This window comes from Spirosoma lacussanchae (assembly GCF_005870035.1).
In the GTDB taxonomy this organism is placed as follows: Bacteria; Bacteroidota; Bacteroidia; order Cytophagales; family Spirosomataceae; genus Spirosoma; species Spirosoma lacussanchae.
This window is the reverse complement of record NZ_SWJG01000001.1, coordinates 2,135,256-2,159,346: the sequence shown is the minus strand read 5'-3', so window position 1 is coordinate 2,159,346 and position 24,091 is coordinate 2,135,256. Positions and strand designations below refer to the sequence as shown.

Annotated in this window: 12 protein-coding genes and 2 pseudogenes; 10 read left to right on the top strand and 4 right to left on the bottom strand. The window is 53.6% G+C overall.

Annotated elements, in window-relative coordinates:
- The first annotated feature begins 87 nt into the window (after window positions 1–87).
- Together FBR45_RS08945 and FBR45_RS08940 are read left to right on the top strand one after the other, a co-directional pair.
- Window positions 88–1,269, top strand: a complete 1,182-nt coding sequence (locus tag FBR45_RS08945) for a S8 family serine peptidase (RefSeq protein ID WP_138501253.1) — start codon at window positions 88–90, stop codon at window positions 1,267–1,269.
- 1,241 nt (window positions 1,270–2,510) lie between these two features.
- Window positions 2,511–2,741 (top strand): annotated as a pseudogene (locus FBR45_RS08940) (S8 family serine peptidase); the annotation flags it as partial.
- Between the two features lie 417 nt (window positions 2,742–3,158).
- Here FBR45_RS08940 and FBR45_RS08935 read toward each other — a convergent pair.
- Both FBR45_RS08935 and FBR45_RS08930 read right to left on the bottom strand, forming a co-directional pair.
- Window positions 3,159–4,487, bottom strand: a complete 1,329-nt coding sequence (locus FBR45_RS08935) for a RagB/SusD family nutrient uptake outer membrane protein (RefSeq protein ID WP_138501249.1) — start codon at window positions 4,485–4,487, stop codon at window positions 3,159–3,161.
- 52 nt (window positions 4,488–4,539) lie between these two features.
- On the bottom strand, window positions 4,540–7,560 hold the full coding sequence (locus tag FBR45_RS08930; RefSeq protein WP_138501247.1) for a SusC/RagA family TonB-linked outer membrane protein: 3,021 nt from the start codon (window positions 7,558–7,560) through the stop codon (window positions 4,540–4,542).
- A 197-nt stretch (window positions 7,561–7,757) separates the two neighbouring features.
- On the opposite strand from FBR45_RS08930, the gene FBR45_RS08925 reads away from it, so the two are divergent.
- The 7 genes and pseudogenes from FBR45_RS08925 to FBR45_RS08895 all read left to right on the top strand — a co-directional run bounded on the left by FBR45_RS08925 (window position 7,758) and on the right by FBR45_RS08895 (window position 15,641).
- Window positions 7,758–8,903 carry a DUF819 family protein gene (locus FBR45_RS08925; RefSeq protein ID WP_138501245.1) on the top strand — a complete coding sequence of 382 codons (1,146 nt, stop codon included), beginning with the start codon at window positions 7,758–7,760 and terminating at the stop codon, window positions 8,901–8,903.
- Between the two features lie 136 nt (window positions 8,904–9,039).
- The gene (locus tag FBR45_RS08920) at window positions 9,040–10,122 is read left to right on the top strand and encodes a sulfite exporter TauE/SafE family protein (RefSeq protein WP_138501243.1); all 1,083 of its coding nucleotides are present in this window, start codon (window positions 9,040–9,042) and stop codon (window positions 10,120–10,122) included.
- 77 nt (window positions 10,123–10,199) lie between these two features.
- Complete coding sequence (locus FBR45_RS08915; RefSeq protein ID WP_138501241.1) at window positions 10,200–11,405, top strand: trans-sulfuration enzyme family protein; 1,206 nt, start codon at window positions 10,200–10,202, stop codon at window positions 11,403–11,405.
- Window positions 11,406–11,453: 48 nt separating this feature from the next.
- A pseudogene (locus FBR45_RS08910) lies at window positions 11,454–12,545 on the top strand (Gfo/Idh/MocA family protein).
- A 49-nt stretch (window positions 12,546–12,594) separates the two neighbouring features.
- Entirely contained in the window at window positions 12,595–13,311 is a 717-nt protein-coding gene (locus FBR45_RS08905) for a phosphoadenylyl-sulfate reductase (protein ID WP_138501239.1), read from the top strand.
- Between the two features lie 87 nt (window positions 13,312–13,398).
- Complete coding sequence (gene cysD / locus FBR45_RS08900; RefSeq protein WP_138501237.1) at window positions 13,399–14,295, top strand: sulfate adenylyltransferase subunit CysD; 897 nt, start codon at window positions 13,399–13,401, stop codon at window positions 14,293–14,295.
- A gap of 86 nt (window positions 14,296–14,381) precedes the next feature.
- Window positions 14,382–15,641, top strand: coding sequence for a sulfate adenylyltransferase subunit 1 (locus FBR45_RS08895; RefSeq protein ID WP_138501235.1), 1,260 nt, complete (start codon window positions 14,382–14,384; stop codon window positions 15,639–15,641).
- A gap of 144 nt (window positions 15,642–15,785) precedes the next feature.
- Here the strand turns inward: FBR45_RS08895 and FBR45_RS08890 are convergent, their stop codons facing one another.
- Window positions 15,786–18,701, bottom strand: coding sequence for a GEVED domain-containing protein (locus FBR45_RS08890; protein ID WP_138501233.1), 2,916 nt, complete (start codon window positions 18,699–18,701; stop codon window positions 15,786–15,788).
- A gap of 289 nt (window positions 18,702–18,990) precedes the next feature.
- Window positions 18,991–20,847, bottom strand: coding sequence for a M61 family metallopeptidase (locus tag FBR45_RS08885; RefSeq protein WP_138501231.1), 1,857 nt, complete (start codon window positions 20,845–20,847; stop codon window positions 18,991–18,993).
- 192 nt (window positions 20,848–21,039) lie between these two features.
- Here FBR45_RS08885 and FBR45_RS08880 point away from each other — a divergent pair, with 192 nt between their 5' ends.
- On the top strand, window positions 21,040–24,078 hold the full coding sequence (locus FBR45_RS08880) for a tetratricopeptide repeat protein (RefSeq protein ID WP_138501229.1): 3,039 nt from the start codon (window positions 21,040–21,042) through the stop codon (window positions 24,076–24,078).
- The last annotated feature ends 13 nt before the right edge of the window (window positions 24,079–24,091 follow it).

The following is a 24,091-nucleotide window of genomic DNA, read 5'->3' as shown; positions in this document are numbered from 1 at the left end:
TAGCACCCGTATTTATAACCAGTAGCGACTGCATGAACTGACCTGTACGATACCAGATTTTTGTTTATCATCCTTCTTGTATTGTTCATGCCCCGTTTAGTATCTCCCGTTACCTCATTGTATGTGGCGCTGGCGGTGATCGGCTGTCAAACCGATCGTGACGTTGAGCCCACCTTCTCGGCCGACTGCCTGGTCAAAGCCTCCACCCTGAACGGCCAGGCCATTGCGGGTTCGTACATCGTCACGTACCAGCCTGAGCAGTCGCTGCCCGGCTCGCCCAACGCCCGAGTAAGTGCCGCCCGGGCCGGAATCGACCAGCTACTGGCCCGCCACCGCATCGAAGATGATGCGCCAGAGTTGCTGGCATCCACGGAACAAACCAGTTTCCTGGCTCATTTATCAGCTGCCGAAGCCACCCAGCTCCAGCAGGACCCGGCCGTTTCTATGGTCGAGCCGGACCGGATTATGTCGATTTGTAACTGCGTCGATGTGGCCGCACCCAGCACCGTGTATTGGAACGTTCAGCAGACCGGTTATGGTCGGGGCGATTTACAGACCGGCAAAACGGTTTGGGTAGTCGATACCGGCATTGACCTCGACCACCCCGATCTGAACGTCGATACGGAGCGTAGCCGCTCGTTCGTGAGTGGGGTTACCTCAGCCGACGATCAGAACGGGCACGGCACCCACGTAGCTGGTATTATCGGCGCCCGAAATAACGGCGTTGGGGTAACAGGAGTGGCCTCGGGCGCGCGGCTGGTAGCGCTGAAAGTGCTCAACCAGCTGGGCGAAGGGCGGCTATCGGGTATTATCCAGGCCGTAAACTACGTTCGTCAGACTGGGAAAGCCGGTGACGTCGTGAATTTAAGCCTGGGTGGCGAGGGGGTATCCGTAACGCTGGAAAACGCCATCCGACAGGCAGCCAACAGCGGCATTCTCTTCGCCATAGCAGCCGGTAATGACGGCCAGAACGCCAACGAGGCCACCCCCGCCCGGCTCAACAACACCAACGTCTTTACCGTATCGGCCATGGACCGAGCCAATCAGTTTGCCAGTTTCTCCAACTACGGCTCCAGCGTCGACGTTTGTGCCTATGGGGTTCGTATCACCTCGACATACAAGGATGGCCGGTACGCGGTTCTGAGCGGCACCAGCATGGCAGCTCCACACGTGGCCGGCCTGTTGCTGATCCGTGGCAGCAAACTCCCGACACGCGGCTTCGTCACCGGCGACCCGGACGGCACGCCTGACCCTATTGCGGGCGAGTAAATACATTTAAAAGCAGAGGAAGGGAACCCAAAAAATACAGAACGTTCTTGAAAAAAGAAGCTAGCACTGTAAGTTCAATATGTGCTGCTTATTTTATGGGTATAGTTATCTCATTGATGTATAAATTAGTCCGTAAAGACGTTTGCTTGCAGAATTTATTCAACTTCCTCAGAAGATGTAGCGATCAGATATAAACTTTGCAGACTTACTCGCGGGTCAATAAGTGGGTAGTGTATACGGTTAAGAGTAACGGCTTCATCAATATAAACACTTTCAACTCATCTACACAGACGGTTTTGTTAATGGGGGATGTAAATCTACGCACTCCTGCTAATGCCGGACTGAAAAGGACTTCTTTGCCAAAAGGTACTAAGCCGGAGGTGATTCCTAATCCCTCAATGTGTATCGATTAGTTTTGGGAGGAGTATGTAAACGGTGTACTTGTAAATTCAATTTATGTTTACTCACCTTGTATGGGCTGGGGAAGCGATTCGGAAGGAGGGCCTGTCACTAGCGGTGGCCCTAATAGGGGCTCACAAAAAACTAATAGACCCAATTAGAGAAACTGTCGTCGTTGTAAGGAATTAGCAGACAATAAGAAAAAGGCTAAATTGAATGAGGCAAGGTATAATTTAGCTACCAATATAGGACTTTGGTGCCATGTATCAGGGTTTAGTGCTGGAGCAACCACTGCAGCTACATTAGCTTGGCTAAACGGTGTCCCTGTAGTGGGCAGCGCTGCAGATCTGGCTGCTGGTTTATTTGTTGATATGGAATGTTCAACTCGCTACTTTTTTCAGTATAAAGCTGCGCTTGTCGAGATTGAAAACAACCATTACAAAGATTTGCTGGGCTGTAATTCAAGTTACAATTGTGGGTTTTGAACTAAAAAGTATGATTATGATAAGCGTTTTCACAGATTTTCCGCTTCTATACGGTATAGTGCTTGTGAGTATTATAGTTCATTTGTTTACGTTATATGTTGCGTGCCGTATATTCAAAAGCAGAGGGAAGGGTATTATTCTTTAGGGTAGCCTAACAATGATGGAGGCAATAACAATACTGTACTTAAACCATATTATTTAAGCTTGAATATAAAAGATCAATAAAATGAGTATTCGAATACTCGTTTTTATTATTTCGCAAATTGAAAAGCGAGAGGTAGTCAACTATTCTTGGTTCGAAATCACGGACTCCCTCCGACTTTACAATAGTCAACTTGTTCTTACGGATTGAAGCGATCCAACTTTGGCCCCAGCGTCGACGCGTATGCGTATGGCGTTCGTATTACCTCGACCTACCTGAATGGAAGTTACGCCATACTAAGCGGTACCAGCATGGCGGCTCCTCACGTGGTCGGGCTGCTTTTTATTCGCGGTAACAAGCTCCCTACGCGCGGCCTCGTGACGGGCGACCCGACCCGATTGCAGAGGAGTGAGACAGTAAATAAGGCAGTACATGCACAGGGATGAAAAAGAAGCGTGTATCGAATAAAGCCGTATATATGTCGAAACTTCAGCGAAAATGACAACCACACTGAGTCTCAAGAATGTAGTTCGTCGTCTGGGTGTTTTATCAACTGTCTTGACGCCTATAATATTACACTTCAGGGTATTGGAAGTCAACAACCGACTTTTTTACCCTATTATGCTCACTATTTTAATTATTCAATGCGTATCAGTGTACTTCTGGCTCAATGAGAAAGCAACCAACCGTTGGTTGAATTTCACAATTGCCGTTGGCATCTTCATTAGTATGGTGGCACTTTGGTATTTTCTGAATTGGTACACAATTACCCGTCACGGCTAAGTTGAGAATAAAAAAATCACCAGGAGTACATCATACTTTTCAGTCTGCGTACTCCTGGTGAAGCATAAATCAAGCTCAGTCTATGGGTTAAACTTATCCCAGTTCACTTCGGCTACCGGCCGCTCGAGCCGCTCCAGTACCTTCATGTTTGCTACCGGCAGAATAATCTCGTTCAGTTTGTTGTACCGACGCATATCGACCCAGCGGTGGCCTTCGTAGAACAGCGAGTACAGCCGCTCTTTCAGGATGGCGTTGATCAGCGCATCTTTCGTGGTGGCTCCGGCGTAGTTAGGCAGACCAGCCGCCGTCCGGATGACGTTGATCAGTCGGGTAGCTTCCGCTGCGTTGTTCTGCTGAGCGGCAATCTCGGCGCCAATCAGTACCAGCTCTTCGTTCCGGATGATGGGAATGGGGTCGTTGCCGCTCGTGTACATGTTTGTCAGATAAGGCGTGCTGTAGGTTACGCCCGATGTGTAGGTCAGCGGAGTAGCCTGCTTCCGTACTTTCGAGAGACGCTTATCACCGGCTTCGGCCGCGTCAAATACCTCTTTAACTCCCACGATCTGGCTCGACGAGGTGTTTAGCAACGGGTTCTGAACATCGGGTGGAGTGGGGTTGTAGGTATGACGGGGTCCTACATTCAGGTCGCCGGTGGCACTGTAAAACGTCTGGGGCAGCAGCGTAGCGGCCTTCGCCCAGTCGGCCTGATAGATGGCAACGCGAAGAGCAATGGCCCGGTTAAACCGCTTGAACGTTGACGGTGTCGTGAACCCGGCAAAGCCCGATGGCAACGAAAACGGAAAAGCAGCCCCCGCCTGATCGAGTTGCGAAGCCCCGTCGTCGAGGAACTTGGCAATACCAGCCAGTGACTCCGCGTAGGTAGCCGCTTTACTTGGTTTGAACGGATCTTCCACGTTCAGACGAACACCGTTTGTCCCCTGAGCATTCAGCATCTGCAGATAAGCCAGACCTTTGAAGGTGTTGGCAATGCCCCGGTACGCGTTCTTCTCCGCGTCAGACACTGAGCTGGTGTTGTTGGTAGCCGCCAGGGTGATGTTGGCCTGACGAACGGGCAACCCGAACCCGGTAGTGGCGGTGTTATAGAACGCCGAGTTGTCGATGGGGCGCAGCCCGTTCAGCTCCGTCATCCAGCGCGATTCGGTACCGTTGAAGTTGAACAACTCTTTGCCAATAGTTCCGGTTACCAGCAGGTAAGTAGACAAACCATTCCGGGCCAGCGAGAACTGACCAACCGATAGTGCGTCCAGCTGGGCTTTGGTGGCATTGTTGGTTACAGCCCCTACGCTGGGATAGTTTGGGTCAATGACCTCTTCCGTCTGGAGCGGATTACAGGCCGTCAAGCCACCCACCAGCAGGCTGGTGAGCATAATTGATGTATGTTTTTTCATGAGTTTCATTTTTTAGGAACGTGAAGTACGTCTGACTGCATTTCAGTCGTTTCTAGAAGTCAACAGCGAGGTGGAACATCATCCGACGAACGGCGGGCGTAGAGCCCAGGTCGACACCACCACCCAAGGCCAGCGATCCGAAGTTCGAGTTCTCGGGGTCGTAACCAGCCGTATAATCGGTCCAGCGCAGTATGTTGTTACCCGACACGCCAACCCGAATGTTGCTGACAACATTGCCAAACACCCGCTTCAGCGCCGGCGAAGGAATCCGATAATAAAGCGATACTTCGCGCAGCTTCAGGAAGCTGTAGATACCTGGGTTATAGCCTGGCTTGGGGTTGCCACTTTCGTCTAGTCCGTTGGCGTTCTGCCGGTAAATACCGTTCGGCGTTTTACCATCGTTACCAGCGTCGTCCGTTTCGTTCCAGTCGTAGGTGTTGCCGCCCTCATCCCATAGGACGCGGGTAAGCGACACGACCGTGAACTTGTGCCGGTAGTTGAGCAGCGCCGAAAACTCGAAATTCTTCAGGAACGTAATCCGGTTGTTCAGCGACAGTTCGTATTTCGGCTGAGCGTCGCCGTAGCTCGTCCAGGAGGTGGCATCGGCCGGATTGGTCCGGGGCTGCCCTACGATCTCGGTTGGCGAATAGGTTGTACCATTGGCATCGGGGCCTTTCACGCGCCACTGACCGAACGTAGCTCCGAAACCGCCCGTCAGACGCTCAGGAATGTCAAGGCGGGTAATTTTCGAGCGGTTGTACCAGAAAATGGGCTGCACAAACCAGCTGAAGTTGCTGCTCCGGACTACATCGGCTCCCAGCGACAGTTCGACCCCTTTGTTAGTCAGGTCAGCTGCGTTGATCTGGGTTGACGTTACCCCCGTTGTTGGGGCAGTCGTCAGCGGCTGAATCAGGTCGAATACCTTTTTATTGTACATCGTCAATTCGCCCGTTACCCGGTTGTTGAACAGACCGAAATCGATACCATACTCCAGCTCAGTAGCACGCTCGGGCTTGATGGCGGTGTTACCCAGGACCGTCGATGGCACCAGACCGCCCAGACCGCCGATACCCACTACCTGCAATTGCGAATAGGTTGTACCGAAGGTTGGCAGACCGGCCGTTTGTCCGTAAGCTACCCGGAATTTCAGCTGGCTAACCGTATTGCCGGCCCAGGTACCGAAACGAGCCGCGTTGACCGCCAGGGCAGCCCGAGGAAACGCATAGAATTTATCGAACTCGCTGTTGAGGGTCGATTTGTCAAAACGAATACCAACCGAACCAATCACCTTGTCCTCGAAGTTGGCATCCTGCTGCGCAAACACACCGACGTCGGTATTTTCCTGATACTCAACAAAGCCATCGATTACTTTACCACGGGCCGGGTTCGACACACCCGCGGGCAGGCCTGTACCACGCACGTAGTTCGAGCGCAGGTATTTGTACAGTCGAACGGCACCCGCCGAGGTCGTCAGATTCAGCCGACCGTCCATAACTGCCTGCGTATAGATTGCTGACAGCTGTACGTTGGAGTTGAATACTTCCGTGCGAGTGTCCTGGGCAAAACCCGGATTGGCTTCCTGCCGCTGCGACTGCAGATCGGAAGGCAGCCAGATGGTGGCAAAACCGTTCTGGTAATCCAGACCACCGTTAACCCGGAACGTCAGCGACGATTTGGCGGTGTTGATAGCCCGGGCGTTTACGGTAAAGCCCTGCAGCACCCGGTTGTTTTTCTGATTGTTGATAGCCCGGTCGCGAACGGCCAGCGGGTTCTCCCCTACGCCCGATCCGTTATCGGGGTAACGGCCGTTGGCATCAGGATACAGGTTAATATACGGCTTGGTGTAGGGCAGCGAGTACCCATAGTTGATGTACGAATTATCGTTACCGGTCCACCCGCGATCGTTGTTACTGACGATGTAGTTTGAGTTGATGCTGAAATCGAGCCAGTTGGTCAGCTTGTGATCAATGTTAGCCCGGATCGAGTACCGCTGAAAGCCTGTATTCTTGATGATACCGGTTTCGTCGGAGATGCTACCGTTTACGTAGAACTTGGTCTTTTCGTTACCACCCGTGATACCCAGTCGGGTGTTGCGGATCGCTCCGGTGCCGCCATAGACCACCCGCTCCCAATCGGTATAGGTGCCATTTGCCCGCGCAGCCTGCAATTGCGGAATCTCCGATGCCGAGAAGTAATCGGTCAGTTTCTGCTCGGTCCAGTCGGCTCCTCCGTAGTAGCTGAGTGCTTTGCTGAAGCCCAGATCCTGCCCGAATGAAACGGTTGTTTTGCCGCCTTTACCCCGTTTGGTTGTGATGATGACCACACCGGCATTAGCCCGGGTACCGTAAATAGCAGCCGCCGAAGAGCCTTTCAGCACTTCGATGCTTTCGATATCATCCGGGTTCAGGTCGGCCAGGCGGTTGGCGTTGTTGTCCTGGGTGCTCTGCGCCGAACCGGCGGCCGCTTTGTTGGCAGCCGAACGGCCGTTGGCATACTGTCCATTGTCGATATAGACGCCATCTACGATAAACAGCGGCTGCGAAGCTGATGCACCCAGCGTAGAAACGCCCCGGAACTGTACGTTAAAGCCTCCGCCCGGTACCGAGCTGTTTGAGACAATGTTGGCTCCGGCAATTTTTCCCTGGAACGCGGCATCCGTAGTCACCGGGCTCGTTGCGCCGGTCAGGTCTTTGCTGTCGAGCCGGGTTACGGCGTTAGCCAGGTTAGACCGCTTTACGGTAGTAGCCAGACCCGACACAACCACTTCTTCCAGCTGCCGTGTATCTTCGGTCAGGGTAACGTTAAGGGTCGACTGGGAACCTACCGCAATTTCCTGGCTCAGAAAGCCAATGTAACTGAAACCAACCCTGGCGTTGTTTGGAACGCTCAGCCGGTAATTTCCGTCAGCGTCGGTGGTAGCGCCCTGAGTAGTTCCCTTCACCAGCACCGATACGCCGGGTAATGGATTCCCCTTTTGGTCAGAGACCTTACCCGTAAGTGTCTGATTTTGCGCCACCGATAGTGTAACGAGACCCAAAAACAACCACAAACTCAGTAGTAATTTTCTGTTCATATGTATTAAACTTAATTAAAGTTAGGTAGTGAAACTTATCGCAAATAACAGATTTGTTGGGCAAATACCGATTTTTACTAGTAAATATTTTACATATTACACCAATGACCTAATGATATTTGGGCTGATCAAATCAGTCAATTACCCGACCAGCAGTTCGTTAAGTATATTTACCGACTTCATATTAACCTTTTCCTGTGTCTGATTCACTGTTCATCCTGTTCGTTCTTTGTCTGAATGTGGTTATCTGCGAATGGCTGGCCCGCCGACCCGGTCTGCATCACATCGGAACAGCTCTGCTGGTCATCGTTGTTACAGCCATTGAAGCCAACTTGGGAATCATTCCCACCGTCGAAACACCCATTTACGAAGGCATCTTTGGCTATGTTGCGCCGTTCTCCCTGTTTTTACTGCTGCTGAGTGTCAACCTGAAAGACCTCAGACAAGCGGGTCTGCCGATGCTGACCATGTATCTGATCGGCTCCGCAGGCACTATTATCGGTGTGCTTACCAGCGTCTGGGCCTTCTCGGCACCCCAGACAATCGGAACGCTGTATTACGCCCTGGCGGGCATGTTCACAGGAACCTATATCGGGGGTAGTGTCAATTTCCACGCGGTTGCCCTCCATTACGGCGTCTCCAAGGCCGGCAATCTGTTCATTGCTTCCACAGCAGCCGACAACATCATGACAACCCTCTGGATGATCGTGACGCTGGCCGTGCCCCGCTTCTTACAGCAGCGTTTTCCACGTGCACTCCCCACGGCCCAAACGGACACGCCAGACAAGGATAGTGGCAATCCTTACCAGGACTCAGAAACCATGTCACCCAATGATCTGGCCCTACTGCTCGGATTGGGTTTAGGCTCCATTTTCCTTTCGAAACAGCTGGCTGCGGCCGTTCCGGGTGTTCCTTTCGTGCTTATTCTGACAACTATTGCGCTGGTTCTGGCCCAGTTCAGAGCCATTAATCACCTACGGGGTAGCCGGCTCCTGGGTCTTTTTGGGATCTACATATTCCTGGCCGTTATTGGTGCCTACTGCGATATAGCCGCCCTGCTTCGCGATGGCCAGCTGGCCGTTATTTTGTTTGGCATGATTCTGCTGCTAGTGCTTGTACACGGCGGCCTCCTGTTCGGAATCGGTGCGCTATTCAAGCAGGACTGGGCCGTGCTGGGCATCGCGTCGCAGGCTAATATTGGCGGGGCTACTTCAGCGCTTGCGCTCGCTAAAAGCCTGGGTAGACCTGATTTGCAGCTACCTGCCGTGCTGGTCGGTACGCTCGGAAACGCAATCGGTACATACCTCGGCATTTTGATTGCCGAACTGTTGCGAACCGGCTGAACACCAGTTGGCCAATTTGCATCTTTGCCCCTCCTCTGCTTACCTTTGCAAACTACCCTTCATCTCAACAGCGGCACGCACTTGTGCCGTTTTTCATAAGTAAATTAATCTATTATCTCGATAGGATTTAAACACTATGCAATCAAACGACATAGTGACGCCTTCGTCAGGCCCTGATCCGCTGCCAGGCAAACCGCTTTCGTTCGACCTTAGTGGCCTGACTGTCACCCTGGAGGGCGAAAACGCCGAACAACAGGCTGACCGGCTACGCGCTGAGTTTCCGGGCATTGGCGTACGCGTTCACAAACCGGTCCGACAGCGGTACGCCAATCTGTTACGCCGGCGAACGCGCACAGAGATTGCGGTTTATATCTTTTCAGCCCTGGCGCTGATGGTCGTTGGCCACCTGCTATTCAGCTACTTCACTCTCGATCGGCTGACGGTTATGGCTACGGCCATCGATCTGTCGCCGGATATCTTTTATTTCATCCTGGCCGGTTTCACGGCGCAGATGATCGACGGAGCGCTGGGCATGGCGTATGGGGTAACCGCTACTACTTTTCTAACCAGCGTTGGTATCAGTCCCGTGTTTGCCACCGCCAGCGTCCATAGTTCTGAGATCTTCACCTCCGGTGTATCGGGTTATATGCATCTTAAATTTGGCAACGTCAACAGCCGTCTGTTCAAAGTGGTGTTGATACCAGGCGTGATCGGGGCCGCCCTGGGCGCGTTTCTGATTACCCAGCTCGCGGACCTCGAGATCGTGGCCAAATACCTGGGACCAGCCATTTCGGTTTACACGGCCATTCTGGGCGCGCTTATAATCCGGAAAGCCCTCGTCAAACGAATTAAGAAAAAGCCCGTCCGGCGCATCGGATTGCTGGCCTGGTTTGGCGGCTTTGTCGATGCCATTGGTGGTGGTGGCTGGGGCCCCATTGTAAACTCAACGCTGATTGCAGCCGGTCGGCATCCGCGCTATACGATTGGCTCGGTGAACCTGGCTGAATTTTTTGTTTCGTTCTCCAGTTCTGTAGTTTTCGCCCTGTACGCTGGCCTGGGCAATTACGGGCTGGTTATTTTGGGGCTGATACTGGGCGGTATGATTGCGGCACCGATTGCGGCTCAGCTGGCCCAGAAGTTACCCGTAAAAACGATGATGGTGCTGGTAGGCATCGTGGTGATCCTGGTCAGCCTGCGAAAGATTATCCTGTTTTTTTGAGTCACGCCACCTACCGGTAGCCGACTACGTTTCATTCTATACGATTTCAGCCGAACCGTTGGGTTCGGAAGTAAAGCATGCAAAAACAAACCAAAGCCATCCGGACGCAAACCCCGAAGTCGCTCAATCGCGAGCATTCGGTTCCTTTGTACCTGACCTCCAGTTTCGCCTTTGAGAGTGCTGAACAAGGAAAAGCACTATTCGAAGAAACCGAGCCGGGAAACATCTACAGCCGTTTTTCTAACCCCAACGTTTCTGAGTTTGTCGACAAGGTGTGCATGCTCGAAAATGCGGAAGATGGTATTGCAACGGGCACGGGTATGGCCGCCGTTTTTGCAAGTATGGCCGCCCTGCTGAAGTCGGGCGATCACCTAGTAGCCTGCCGCGCGCTGTTTGGCTCGGCCCACCAGATCATCACCCAGATTCTGAGCAAGTGGGGCATCACCCATACCTACGTCGATGCCACCGCAACCGAGGCCGACTGGGAAGCCGCCATACAGCCCACCGCCGATCGGCCGGCCGCGCGCATGGTGTATCTGGAAACCCCGTCCAACCCCGGCCTCGAGCTGGTCGATCTGGCCATGCTGGCCCGGCTGAAAGCGAAATACGGATTTATTCTGAACGTCGATAACTGCTTCGCCACACCCATTCTGCAAACCCCGCTCGATCTGGGAGCCGACCTCTCGGTTCATTCGGCCACGAAGTTTATGGACGGCCAGGGGCGGGTACTGGGTGGAATCGTGGTAGGCCGGGCCGACCTGATTCAGCCTATCCGGTTCTTTGCGCGCCATACGGGGCCCTCGCTTTCGCCCTTCAACGCCTGGGTATTATCCAAAAGTCTCGAAACCCTCGATCTGCGGATGGAACGCCACTGCCGCAATGCCCTGGCGCTGGCCGAAGCCCTGGACGCGCACCCCGAAGTTGATCGGGTGTTGTATCCGTTCCTGCCCTCGCACCCGCAATACGAACTGGCGAAAGCACAGATGAGCGCGGGCGGAGCCATCATCACGATTGAACTCGAAGGCGGTTTCGACCGGGTCAGTGCATTCTTCGATGCCCTTCAGATTCCCACCCTTTCGTCCAACCTGGGCGATTCGCGCACGATTGTAACGAACCCCAACACGACCACCCACGCCAAACTGAAACCCGACGAAAAAGCCGCCCTGGGCATTACGCCCGGTCTGATCCGCATTTCTGTCGGTCTGGAAGCGGTTGAGGACCTGATCGCCGATTTCGGGCAGGCACTAACGGTTAGTGCTGATATAGTAAAGGAACGGGCCTAACTGGTTTATTGGTAGAACTATACCCATAACCCATAACTCCCTACGCTCATGATCCGTCGATTAGTCCTGTTGTTTTCCGTATGCATACTCGCTCAGGCAGCGGGCGCACAAACTACGTCCGGCAAAGTACGGGTGGGCGTAGCTGGTCTGGTTCACTCACATGTCCACCAGATTCTGGGACTAAACGGAAAAAGTATCGAAATTGTCGGTATTGCCGAGCCGAATCGGGAACTGGCCGAGCGGTTCATGAAGCAGTACAAACTGCCCATGAGTCTGGTCTACAACACCACGGCCGAAATGATCGACAAAACCAAACCAGAAGCCGTAACGGATTTTGGCCGGATCGTTGATCATCTGCAAACGGTAAAGGTATGCGCTCCGCGGGGCATTCATGTCATGGTCGAGAAGCCGCTGGCCACGAGCTATGCCGACGCGAAAGAGATGGCAGCCCTGGCCAGAAAGCATAACGTACAGCTTCTTACTAATTACGAAACAACCTGGTATACGAGCAATCACCACGCTTACGGCATCACGCATCGCGATAAAGCCATTGGTGATGTGCGTAAGATTGTTGTCCACGACGGCCACCAGGGGCCAAAAGAAATTGGGGTCATGCCCGAGTTTCTGGTCTGGCTTACCGATCCGGCCACCAATGGGGCGGGTGCTTTATTTGATTTTGGCTGTTACGGGGCCAACCTGTCGACCTGGCTCATGCGGGGCCAGCGGCCTACATCGGTTCTGGCCGTTACCCAGCAGATCAAACCGGACATTTATCCCAGGGTAGATGACGAAGCAACCATCATTTTGACGTACCCAACGGCTCAGGCCGTCATTCAGGCATCCTAGAACTGGCCCTACGCCCGGAAAGATATGGAGGTATACGGCCAGACCGGCTCTGTTTTCACCCTCGACAAGTCGCGCATGCGCATCCGGCGGACGGAGAAGGAGGCCGAACAGGCTCTCGAAGCCCCGGCCACGGCCGCCCCGGCGGCTGATCCATTTGCGTATCTGGCCCAGTTGCTGCGGGGCCAAACGAAACCAGACGAGCTTACGTCGGTGGAGAATAACCTGATTGTCATGGAAATTTTAGATGCCGCGCGCCAATCAGCCAAAACGGGCAAAGCGGTTAAATTACAGTAATCGAATCGGGCGGGCTAAGGCCCGTTCCGGTTCAGGAGTCCATACAACTATGATTGCCGAACCAAGCACCCCCACACTAGACACCCTGGCAGAGCAACTGCGCGGCCAGGACCCTGTTACAGCGCTACGGGCCCTGGCCGAACAGTTTCCCGGCCAGGTTGTCTTTTCAACCAGTCTGGGTTACGAAGATCAGGTTATCACCGACCTGATTCTGGCCAACGATATTCCGATCCGCATCTTCACCCTCGATACGGGCCGCATGTTTTCCGAAACCTACTCGGTCTGGAAAAAAACCAACGACCGCTACGGCGCTAAAATCGAAGCTTATTTCCCCAAACAGGAATCGGTCGAAAGCCTGATGACCGGCAAGGGGCCCTACAGCATGTACGACTCGGTCGAAAACCGGAAAGAGTGCTGTTTTATCCGAAAAATAGAGCCACTCAACCGTGCACTGGCTGGTCAGAAAATCTGGATCACGGGCATCCGCGCCGAGCAGTCGCCCAACCGGCAGACCATGACCCAGCTCGAGTGGGACGATAGTCATAACCTGTTTAAATTCCACCCGCTGATGGACTGGACGTTCGAACAGGTGAAGCAGTACATCAAAGATCGCAATGTACCGTACAACCCCCTCCATGACCGGGGCTTTGTCAGTATTGGCTGCCAGCCGTGCACCCGCGCTATCCAGCCCGGCGAAGATTTCCGGGCCGGCCGCTGGTGGTGGGAAGACAACTCAAAAAAGGAATGTGGCCTACACGCTAAATGAGTGAATGCCTACAGTGGTGACTAAACGAATAGTTACGACCAAGCCTTTATTCACTACTTCATGCATTCGCTACTTCACTCATTAAACATGGATTATCTCGATCAACTCGAATCGGAAGCGATTCATATCCTACGGGAGGTAGCCGGGCAGTTTGAGCGGCCCGCGCTGTTATTTTCGGGCGGTAAAGATTCAATTACGCTGGTTCACCTGGCTCTCAAAGCGTTTCGGCCGGGCAAATTTCCGTTCCCACTGCTTCATATCGACACGGGACATAATTTTCAGGAGGCCCTTGACTTCCGCGATGAACTGGCCAACCGGATCGGCGAACGGCTTATTGTCCGCTATGTAGAAGATACGATCCGGACCAAAAAACTAAAGGAGCCGACCGGCCGCAACGCCACCCGTAACGGCCTGCAGACGTTCACCCTGCTCGACGCCATTGAAGAGTTTGAGTTTGACGCCTGCATCGGTGGTGCCCGTCGGGACGAAGAGAAGGCACGGGCTAAAGAACGGGTCTTTTCTGTCCGGGACGAGTTTGGTTCGTGGGACCCTAAACGGCAGCGTCCCGAGCTGTGGAACCTCTACAACGGGCGTATCCACAAAGGAGAAAACGTGCGCGTTTTTCCCATCTCGAACTGGACCGAACTAGACGTCTGGAATTACATCCAGCGTGAGAATATCGCCTTACCCAGTCTATACTTCGCTCATGAGCGCGAATTACTCGTTCGGGATGGCAAGCTGATGGCCACGGCTGGTGGCGTCATCAAACCCGAAGCCGACGATCAGCTCGTTACCCGAACCGTACGGTTCCGTACGGTGGGTGATATTTCCTGCACGGCCGCGTCTGAGTCTGATGCCGGTACGCTGGATGCCGTTATCGCCGAAATTCAGGCTACCCGCATCAGCGAGCGGGGCGAAACCCGCATGGACGATCAGCTCTCCGAAGCGGCAATGGAAGACCGGAAAAAAGGAGGCTATTTTTAATTGGATGATTGGGGAACGGGCAACCAAGTGCATCTGCGGACTCACTTGCCGGCCTCGCTGCTCCATCCATCTTTCACTCATTCACAATGGATCTTTTACGTTTTATTACCTGCGGCAGCGTCGATGATGGCAAAAGTACGCTCATCGGCCGGCTGCTCTACGACTCCAAATCCATTCTGGCCGATCAGCTCGAAGCCATTGAGCGAGCCACGAAAGGCCGCGACGATGGAACCGTTGACCTGGCCCTGCTGACTGACGGGTTGCGCTCCGAGCGCGAACAGGGTATTACAATCGACGTTGCCTACCGGTATTTCCAGACGCCGAAACGGAAGTTCATCATCGTTGACGCACCCGGGCATATCCAGTATACGCGCAACATGGTAACGGGTGCCTCAAACTGTCAACTGGCTATTGTCCTTATCGATGCCCGGCAGGGTGTCGTTGAGCAAACCCGACGTCATTCCCTGATTGCCAGCCTGCTGGGTATTCCACATATTGTGGTAGCCGTCAATAAGATGGACCTGGTCGGGCATTCGCAGAATGTTTTTTCGGATATATGCATCCAGTACGCCGAGCTGGCCCGGAATCTGAACGTCAGCCAGGTTACCTACATCCCCATCAGTGCGCTGAACGGCGATAATGTAGTTGACCGCTCAACGGCAATGCCCTGGTACGATGGGCCAACGCTGCTCGAACATCTGGAAACCATTGAGGTCGATGAGGTAATCAGTGCAGATGCGGGTGCAGCCGGTCGTTTTCCGGTGCAGTACGTAATCCGGCCTCAGACGAGCGAACTCCACGATTATCGTGGCTATGCCGGTAAAATTACCAGTGGGCTGTTCCGCACGGGCGACTCGATTACGGTACTCCCCTCCGGGGAAACCTCCACGATCGACGCTATTGAAATTGCCGGCCAACACCTGACCGAAGCCATGGCTCCACAGTCAGTGGTTCTTCACCTGGCCACCGACGTTGATATCAGCCGGGGCGACCTCCTGGTTCGCTCCGACGGGCTGCCGCTGACCAGCCAAACGGTAGAAGCCATGCTCTGCTGGATGGATACAAAAGAACTGCGGGTAGGTAGTAAATACGTATTGCAGGTTGGTACCGCCCGGACCCGATGCTCCGTACGGGAAATTGTCCACCAGCTCAATGTAAACACCTACGAAAAAATAGAAGGCGTAGAAAGCCTGGCGCTCAATGATCTGGCCCGGGTTGTCTTACGCACCGCCCAGCCGGTTAGCTTTGATCCTTATCAACAGAACCGCGCCACCGGTGGTGCGATCCTGATTGATGAAACGAGCAACGTAACGGTAGGCGCCCTGATGCTGGTGGGTGAAGCATAACTCCAAATCGACAGCCGGACCGCGCTACCAGAACACACATAGCCAACTGGTTATCAAAAAATTATATCAAAAAATCGAAAACGCAGCGAGACACCGGTCAAAAGCGGACATCTCGCTGCGTTTCGATTACGTTACCGTTCCGATTTAATTAATCTGCCCCAGGCGCAACTGGCTACCGGTGCCGTATACCAGTTTCCGGGCGGTGTTGATACGAATACGCTGGGCATGACCGGTATAACCTGCTGGTAAACTAACCATATGACTGACTTCAATCAGGTCGTTTGCCGTTGGCACCCGACCGCAGGACCAGACGGTAGGGTCGTTCCAGTTTCCATCTTTCACTGAAACCATAGTCAGGCAGTTGGCTTCTCCCTGTAACCGGTAATCTTCGGCTTCTCCGTAGTTATAGTTACCACAACTGGCTGATGGGATTTGCCCATACACCAGTAATATACGCATGGTGAGCAGCCCCGGCCCGGTACCGGACGCAATGCTGAAACTCCCGCTGAATGTCGTCTGCCCTACGGGCATCAGCTCAGTCATGGCATAGACGCGCTCGCCGGTTTCCAGCTGCCCGTTACGATTCAGATCGATCCAGATGGCCACGCCCTGCCCGGGCGCGAACAGGTTGGATGCCGTTGTGCCGGTAAATGTGTAGCTGTTGCCGGCTCTTACGGTAGCCGATACCGATGTAAACGATCCGTATCCTCCCGCTGAACAGCCCGAGTTCAGACTCAGTGCTGTGCTGCTCAGGATAAACGACGTAATAGCGTCGCCATCGGTGCAGTTGGTAGCCGCTCCGAACACAGGACGGCAATAGCCCGGCGTGGTAAAGCTGGACACGGAGGTGAACAACGAACCACCCTCGGCTGAGCAGCGACTGCGTACCTGCCAGCTGTACGTGGTAGCTGAGGTGAGGCCGGTCAAATTATACGTGGTTGTCGTTATGCCAGTCTTTAGCTGCCAGGCGCCGTCTGGTTCTGTACGATAGCGCACTTCGTACGGGGCGTAACCGCCGGTCCAGCTCAGGGTTGCCGATTGTTCGGTAAGCACCGATGTTGTTGTACTGACCGGTCCGTCAGGACAAAGGCTAACGAAGATATGCCCCACCCAGGGCGACCCATTGCCGCCACAGTCAGACCGCACCTGCCACTGGTAAGCGGTTCCCTGTACGAGACCGGTTAATGAGTAGGTCGGGGTAGTAGTGGGCGATAGATTGATCCAGGTCGGGCTGTTCACAAGTTTGTAGCGGAGGGCGTAACTGGTAGCGCCACTGGCTGGTAGCCACGATAAAGAAGCTGTAGTAATTCCAGGATTGACCGTCGGAGCAGTCGGTATGGTACAACCACCCGTCTGCACCGTAATCGAGTAATCTTCAGCTTCGCCGTAGGTGTAGTTGGCGCAGGCACCAGTAGCGCTGGCGATATTGTTGGGTAAAACAATGATACGCATAGCCAGCTGGCCGGCCGTTACGCTGGCCGGAATTGTCAGACTCAACGAAAACTGGCTCGTAGAGAGGCCAGACGCAACCCGCTCGCTGTTCTCAAACACGCCATTGCGGTTCGTATCGAGCCATACCGAAATGCCTTCCTGCTGGGTTGTGCTTAGAAAGGAGCCGTTCAGATTACACACCTGCCCCGGAACAACGGTCAGCGACGAAGGCCTGTATTCGTTGTAGCCGTTGGCCGCAGGCCCGGATTGCGTGCTCAGCGTTTCTCCGTTCATGAATACGGCGTTCAGCCCGTCAGGTTCTGTCGTGCTGGCACCGTAGCTGAACCCAGGCCGGCAGTAAAGAGTACCTGTAGCGGTGACTGTAGCTACGGTACTCAGGGCACCTGTACTGGTATTGGAAGGCCTCACCCGGTAATAGTACGTTTGACCGGTCGTTACCCGGACATCGGCAAACACGCTGACATCGGGCGCTACACCACCAATGGCAACAAACGGCCCGGCGGCAGCGGTTGCCCGTTCTATAAAGTACCCCATTTCGTTGCTGGCGTTATCCTGCCAGCTGAGGGCAATAGCGCCTGACAAACCTACCGACGCCTGCAGGTTCGTCACGGCCGGAACCGCGGTAGGCGGAAAGTTCAGCGTGTAGGCCGTGTGTGTTTCGCGCAGCGCCAGCGCTTCCTGAATCCGATCGTACTGCCCCGGTGTAAAATCATGCTTACACGGAAAATAATAGGACATGATGTTGGTAAGCAGCGGATTATAGGCGTCCCCATTACTATCCAGAGTGGTACCGGTATAGGTAAGGCAGGACGGAGTGGTACTATTAGCTATGCTGGCGCCCGGCAGGCCGAACGGATCGGCCGGGGTGTCGCAAACGAAATCGCCCGCCGTTGTGCAGTTGGCGGGCAAGCGCGGAGAAACCTCGCCTGGGTTGCGGGTTACCCGTTCAGTAGCAATGGCGCGTTCGAACGTATGCAACAGACCGAAGTTATGGCCCAGCTCGTGCGGTATCAACCGATTACCCAGGTCATTCTCCGTTTCTGGTCCACCAACGAGTATAAAGGAGCGGGTTGTCTGCAGCAGGTTTTCCGGAAAATACGCGTACCCGCCAATTCCATTACTAAAATCCTGTACATAATACTGGTTCAGTGCATTATTGACGCTGGTAGACCCGACCATACCCTCTTCGTCCGTGTAGTTGAACACCGCATAACGGGCGTCATCGTCGATGTAGTTGGGTGATGTGCCGGCCAGATAAAACTGCAGGCCATACCCGTTTTGCAGGTAGTACGAATTGGTCAGGGCAATTACATTGTTGAGGGCAGCCAGGCTAAATCCACCTGTGCCGTTGCTACGTCGATAGATATGAGGGCGAATGGGCAGATGGGTAATTGTATTGGCGGCCGCATTAGCCTGTTTGATGCCCAGCGCCAATTTAGATAATCGGTTTAGTTCTGCTGTCCGACCTTTAGCGGGCGTAACGGTACCACATACGGCCGGTACTGGTATGGGCGCAGACGACCCTGAGGGTTTCTGCGCCCATACCAGTGCTTCTCCAGCACTTACGAAAACCAGTATGAAGACTATCAGGTTATAAAATTTTCTCATATAGTCCACATGTATGCAGCAATAGTAATCATTGCCTAATGAGATAACGAGCGTAGATCCTGGCTTTTTACCTAAAGATAAACAGCAACAGGAAAAAGAACTTATATTTATTAATATTTAAATTTATATACTTATTCTATTTTTATATTTATTTTTCTATTGAAAAGTATAACATGTATTTATGCAAATAGCTTTTTGTAGGTCATAAAATGCATTTACATGCTGAAAACAAAGCGGCTTTAACAACATAGTGCCAAAGCCGCTTTGCCCTTTTGAAGGTCAACTTATCCTACTTGATGTACAGCCATTTATTGAACAGCGCTTTCTGGGCGTCTGTCCGGTTGGCGACCGGTTCCAGCCGGTAGCTTATCAGCGGGTTTTGCGTAAGGGTTATCGTCAACTTCCGAACCAGGCCAGCTCGGTTGACGAGTACGTCCAGCTTGTCGCCTACCCGGCGGCCGCTTATTAACCGCAGCAGGTCGTCGCCCACCCGCACACTGTCAACAGCCAGTACTTCGTCTCCGACGTTCAACCCATCCGTGTAAGCGGCCGACCCACGCCGAACGCTCGAGATTACTACTTTTCCGTTCTGAACCGTAGTACCGGCACCCAGGAAACCGTCCTGCGTACGACCGGCTACGTTGGTCAGCTGCAGGCCGACCGGAGCGAAATAAGCGTTGTAATCAATTGGATTGGTACTATTGACTGCCGTACCGAAAAAATCGTCGAGTTTCCGACCAGCCATCTGTTCTGCCGCCTGCCGGAATTCAGCATCGGTAAACCCGCGCTTCTGCTTTTTGTAGTACTCGGTATAGAGCAGCCGCATCAGGTCGTCCATATTGCGCGCGCCGTTGCTGCCGGCCAGGATGGTCAGGTTCAGCAGGGTTCCGAGCACCGATCCTTTGCTGTAGTACGAAATGGTCGTATTGGCAGAATTCTCGTTCGGCCGATACCCTTTGATCCAGGCGTCCCAGCTCGACTCTGATGCGGATTGCACACGACTACCCGGCTGGTTCTCGATCTGGGTGATGTCATTGGCCACAATGCCCAGATAGGCTTCCGGGCTGTGGAAGCCAGCCCGGCGCAGAATATAATCTTCGTAGAATGATGTACAGCCCTCCGACAACCAGAGCATGGTTGTGTAGTTCTCATTGTCGTAATCAAAGGGCCCCAGCGCGATCGGCCGAATTCTTTTTACGTTCCAGAGGTGGAAGTACTCGTGGGCTACCAGCGTGAAGAATCCTTTGTAGCTGGCTTCGGTGGCGTAGGCTGTCCGGTAGGTTTCAAGGGTGGTGGAGTTCAGGTGTTCCAGACCGCCCCCGCCCTGCGGAATATGGTGAACAATGAACGTATAGTCGGTACATGGATGCTCGCCAACCACCGAAGCCGCCGTTTCGCATACCCGGGTGTAGTCCGCGGCCAGACGCTTCTCGTCATAGGCCACATCACCAAACATAGCCACCGTATGAGGAATGCCAGACGCGGTGAAGGAGAATGTTTTGTGATTCCCGATCTCAATCGGCGAATCGACCAGCAGGTCATAATCGGCGGCTTCGTATGTATAGGGTGCCCCGCTGATGGTCTTCAGTCCGGTGGCTACTTTTTTCCAGTCCTTATAGGGTTGCACCACCACGCGATGCGGCTGATTTTTAAGGGCTTCCACATACATAAACACACTGGCTGGCGTTACATATCCGTGGTCAGCATCAACGAAACTCGTCCGGACAGTCAGCTCGTTGGCGTAGACCCGGTACTTAACGGTCAGGTTGTCGTCTGTTGAGTAAACGCGCCAGGCATTTTTGCGGACCTTTTCGCTGCGAACGGGTTTCCCGGCTGCCGAAGCCGAAAAAGCTTCCACGTTTTTGGCATACTCCCGAATCAGATACGAGCCGGGCGTCCAGACCGGCATTTTGATATCGACGTATCCATTCTTTTTGGCACTAGTGGCCGATGCGCTGTTTTTCAGCTGCATTTCTACCTCAAAGTAGTGGGTTTGGGGCTCTGGCATCGACAACACATAGGAGATACCGGGGGCCGGAGCCGGGAGATTTTCATCGTTGACGAAGCGTGGAACGGCAAGCGTTTGTAGAGAAGCGAAAAGTGTCCAGACAGTAAGTAAATAAAAGAGCCGGGCGTTTTTTTTCATACGGAAACGGGAATACCTTCGTTTTTTGTCCAGATTGAATTGAACTTTGTCATTTTGTCGGCGAAGTTACGACGTTCTGGGTGAAATAACCGTTACAAAACCCCTCGCCGGGAACATTAGCCATACGCGGAGCGCTCCCAATGACCCTGCGGGCTGCGTCTTTCCGGGTACTAATTTTAGCAACAATCAACTATGCCCCATCATCCTTCCCAATCCCGTCAGCGCTGTCGACAACTCTGTCTGCTGACTTTTGGGCTGTTTACCACGCTGTCGGCGCTGGCCCAGCGAACCCAGAGTTACCAGGAACCCGATTACCATTACCGCAACGGTCTCGAACTTTTTGAACGCAGTAACTATGCTGCGGCCCGGTATGAGTTTCGGCAGTACCTTGAACCTCGCCGGGGCCAGGGCGCCAGTACGCTGCTCAATACCAACGATCAGAATGCCGTCGATGCCGAATACTACATCGCGCTGACCAGCTTGTATATCGACGAGCCCGGCGCCGAACTGCTGGTCGATCGCTTCGTTAAGAACCATAGCGCCCATCCAAAAGCCAGTCAGCTCTACGGCGACCTCGGCTCTTATTATTTTGCCCGTGAAGATTACACCAAAGCCATCGGCTTTCTTGAGAAAGCGGTTGCTCAGGGCGGAAACAACAGCCGGTATAAATACCAGCTGGCGCTATCTTATTACAACACCCAGGATTTGCAACGGGCTTTGCCTTTGCTGAACGAGGTAAAACTCGACCCCAACTCGACCGACGCTCCCGCGGCTTCCTACTATGCCGGAGTAATCAACTTCCGGAATCGGAATTTCAACGAAGCCGTGGCCGACTTCCGGCGCGTTGAAACCAATCCAACCTATCAGAACCAGGTACCCAACTGGATTGCCCAGGCCCTCTACCGACAACGCCGGTTCGACGACCTGCTGGCCTATACCGAGCCCCTGCTTCGGCGCTCGAACGGGGCGGGCCTGAGCGAGGTAGCGCTGTTTACGGCCGAAGTCTATTACCAGCAAAATCAGTTCGCGAAGGCTATACCCTATTATAAGCAGTACATAGCCGCTGCTGGTGCCAAAGCACCGGGCGCCGTACGGTTCCGTTACGGACAGTCACTCTTCCGGACGGGTGCCTACACAGACGCTATCACCCAGCTGAAATCGCTGGCAACGGGGAAAGACACAACCGCCCAGTATGCCGCCTATACACTTGGGGTAAGCTATCTCCAGACCCAGAATCCCACCTACGCCCTCAATGCTTTTGATCAGGCCGGACGGTTGTCGTTCAATCGGGATATTCAGGAAGAAGCGCGGTTCAATCATGCCAAGCTGCTCGTTGATCAGAACAACGGCGCCGATGCCGTGAAGGAACTCACAGCGTTCCTGAAACAGTATCCCGACAGCAAGTTTGAGAATGAAGCCAACGAACTGGTCGGTGAAGCCTATTTCGCATCCAATAATTACCCGGCGGCTATCGCGTACATTGAAGGGCTGAAACGCCGGACTCCCAGAATCAATACAACGTACCAGCGCCTGACGTACAATCAGGGCGTTAACGACTTTAACGCCGAACGGTACCCCCAGGCTGTAGCCAACCTCGACAAATCGCTCCGGTATCCGGTCGATAATGCGTTGCAGCAGGCGGCTCAGTTCTGGAAAGCGGAGGCCTATTCAGCGGGGAAACAATACGATACGGCGATTCCGTTATACGCCAGCATTGCCAAAGGAGCGGGTGAGTATGCGTCCAAAAGCCTGTATGCGCTGGGGTACGCCTATTACAATAAGAAAGACTACGCCCGGGCCTTACCCTATTTCCGTGACTTTGTGAGCCGGAAAGCCGACAACGACGAACAGGCGCAGGTACTGGACGCTACCATCCGGCTGGCCGATGCTTATTTTGCCGGAAAGCAGTACGAGAATGCCATGCGTTATTACGATCAGGCCATCGCCCGTAATGCACCAGACAAAGATTACGCGGCTTACCAGAAAGCAGTCATTCTTAGCTACGTAGGTCGGGATGCTGAAGCCAAGGCGCAGTTCGACCAGGTACAGCGTCAGTTTCCCAATTCGCGATTCGTTGACGAGAGCTTGTTCCAGACAGCCAACGTAGATTTTGAGAAAGGCGCGTATCAGGTAGCCATCCGGGGCTTCTCGAAGCTGATCGACGGTAAACCCAATAGCAAACTGGTGCCAGCCGCGCTGCTGAAACGGGCCATCGCCTACGGCAACCTCCAGCAATACGACCCCGCCGTAGCGGACTACAAACGAATTCTGGACAGTTACGGCGACTCCGAGCAGGCTCAAAGTGCGTTACTGGGTATACAGAATACGCTCAATGATGCCGGTCGCCCCGAGGAGTTCTCGCAGGTGCTGGGGCAGTATAAAAAGAGCAACCCGGGGAGTACAGATGTGGAGCGAGTGCAGTTCGAAAATGCCCGCAACATATACGCCAACGAGAAATATGCGCAGGCTATCCAATCGTTCATTGCCTTCCTGCAGGAATACCCGGCCAGTCCTAACCTGAACGAAGCCCGCTATTATCTGGCCGAATCATACCGGCAAACCGACGATGTAGCCAACGCCCTGCGTTACTACAACCAGATTATTGCCGATAACCGGTCCAGCTTCCTGGTTCGGGCTGCCACCCGGGCTGCCGAGCTGGAGACCAGCCAGAAAAATTACCCGCGCGCCATTCGTAACTACCAGCTGATTATCAGCAAAGCCGACGATAAAGCCGCTCAGGTAACGGCCCAGCTGGGGCTGATGGATACGTACTTTGCCATGCCCAAGCCTGATTCAGCCGCTGCCATTGCCCGCGACGTCGTAACGGGCGGTAACGTTGTGCCAGGTGCGCAAAACCGGGCTCAGCTGATGCTTGGTAAAGTTGCGTTCGCCAAAGGCGACTACAAGACGGCCCAGACTGAACTGGATAAAACCATAGCTCTGGGCAAAGATGTCAACGGGGCCGAAGCGCTATACTATCTCGGCGACATCCTGTACAAACAGAAGAAATACAAAGAGTCCATTGCTTCGCTGCTGAAGTTTAACGAACAGTTTGGCGATTTTGAATACTGGAAAGGAAAAGCATTCATGCTGGTAGCCGATAACAACGTAGCCCTGGAAGAAACCGCTCAGGCCAAAGCCGTGCTCAACTCCATTATCGAAAACTCATCCGACCAGACCATCGTCGCTGAAGCCAAACAGAAACTAGCCACGCTCGACAGCAAAAATTAATGATGAACGAAGC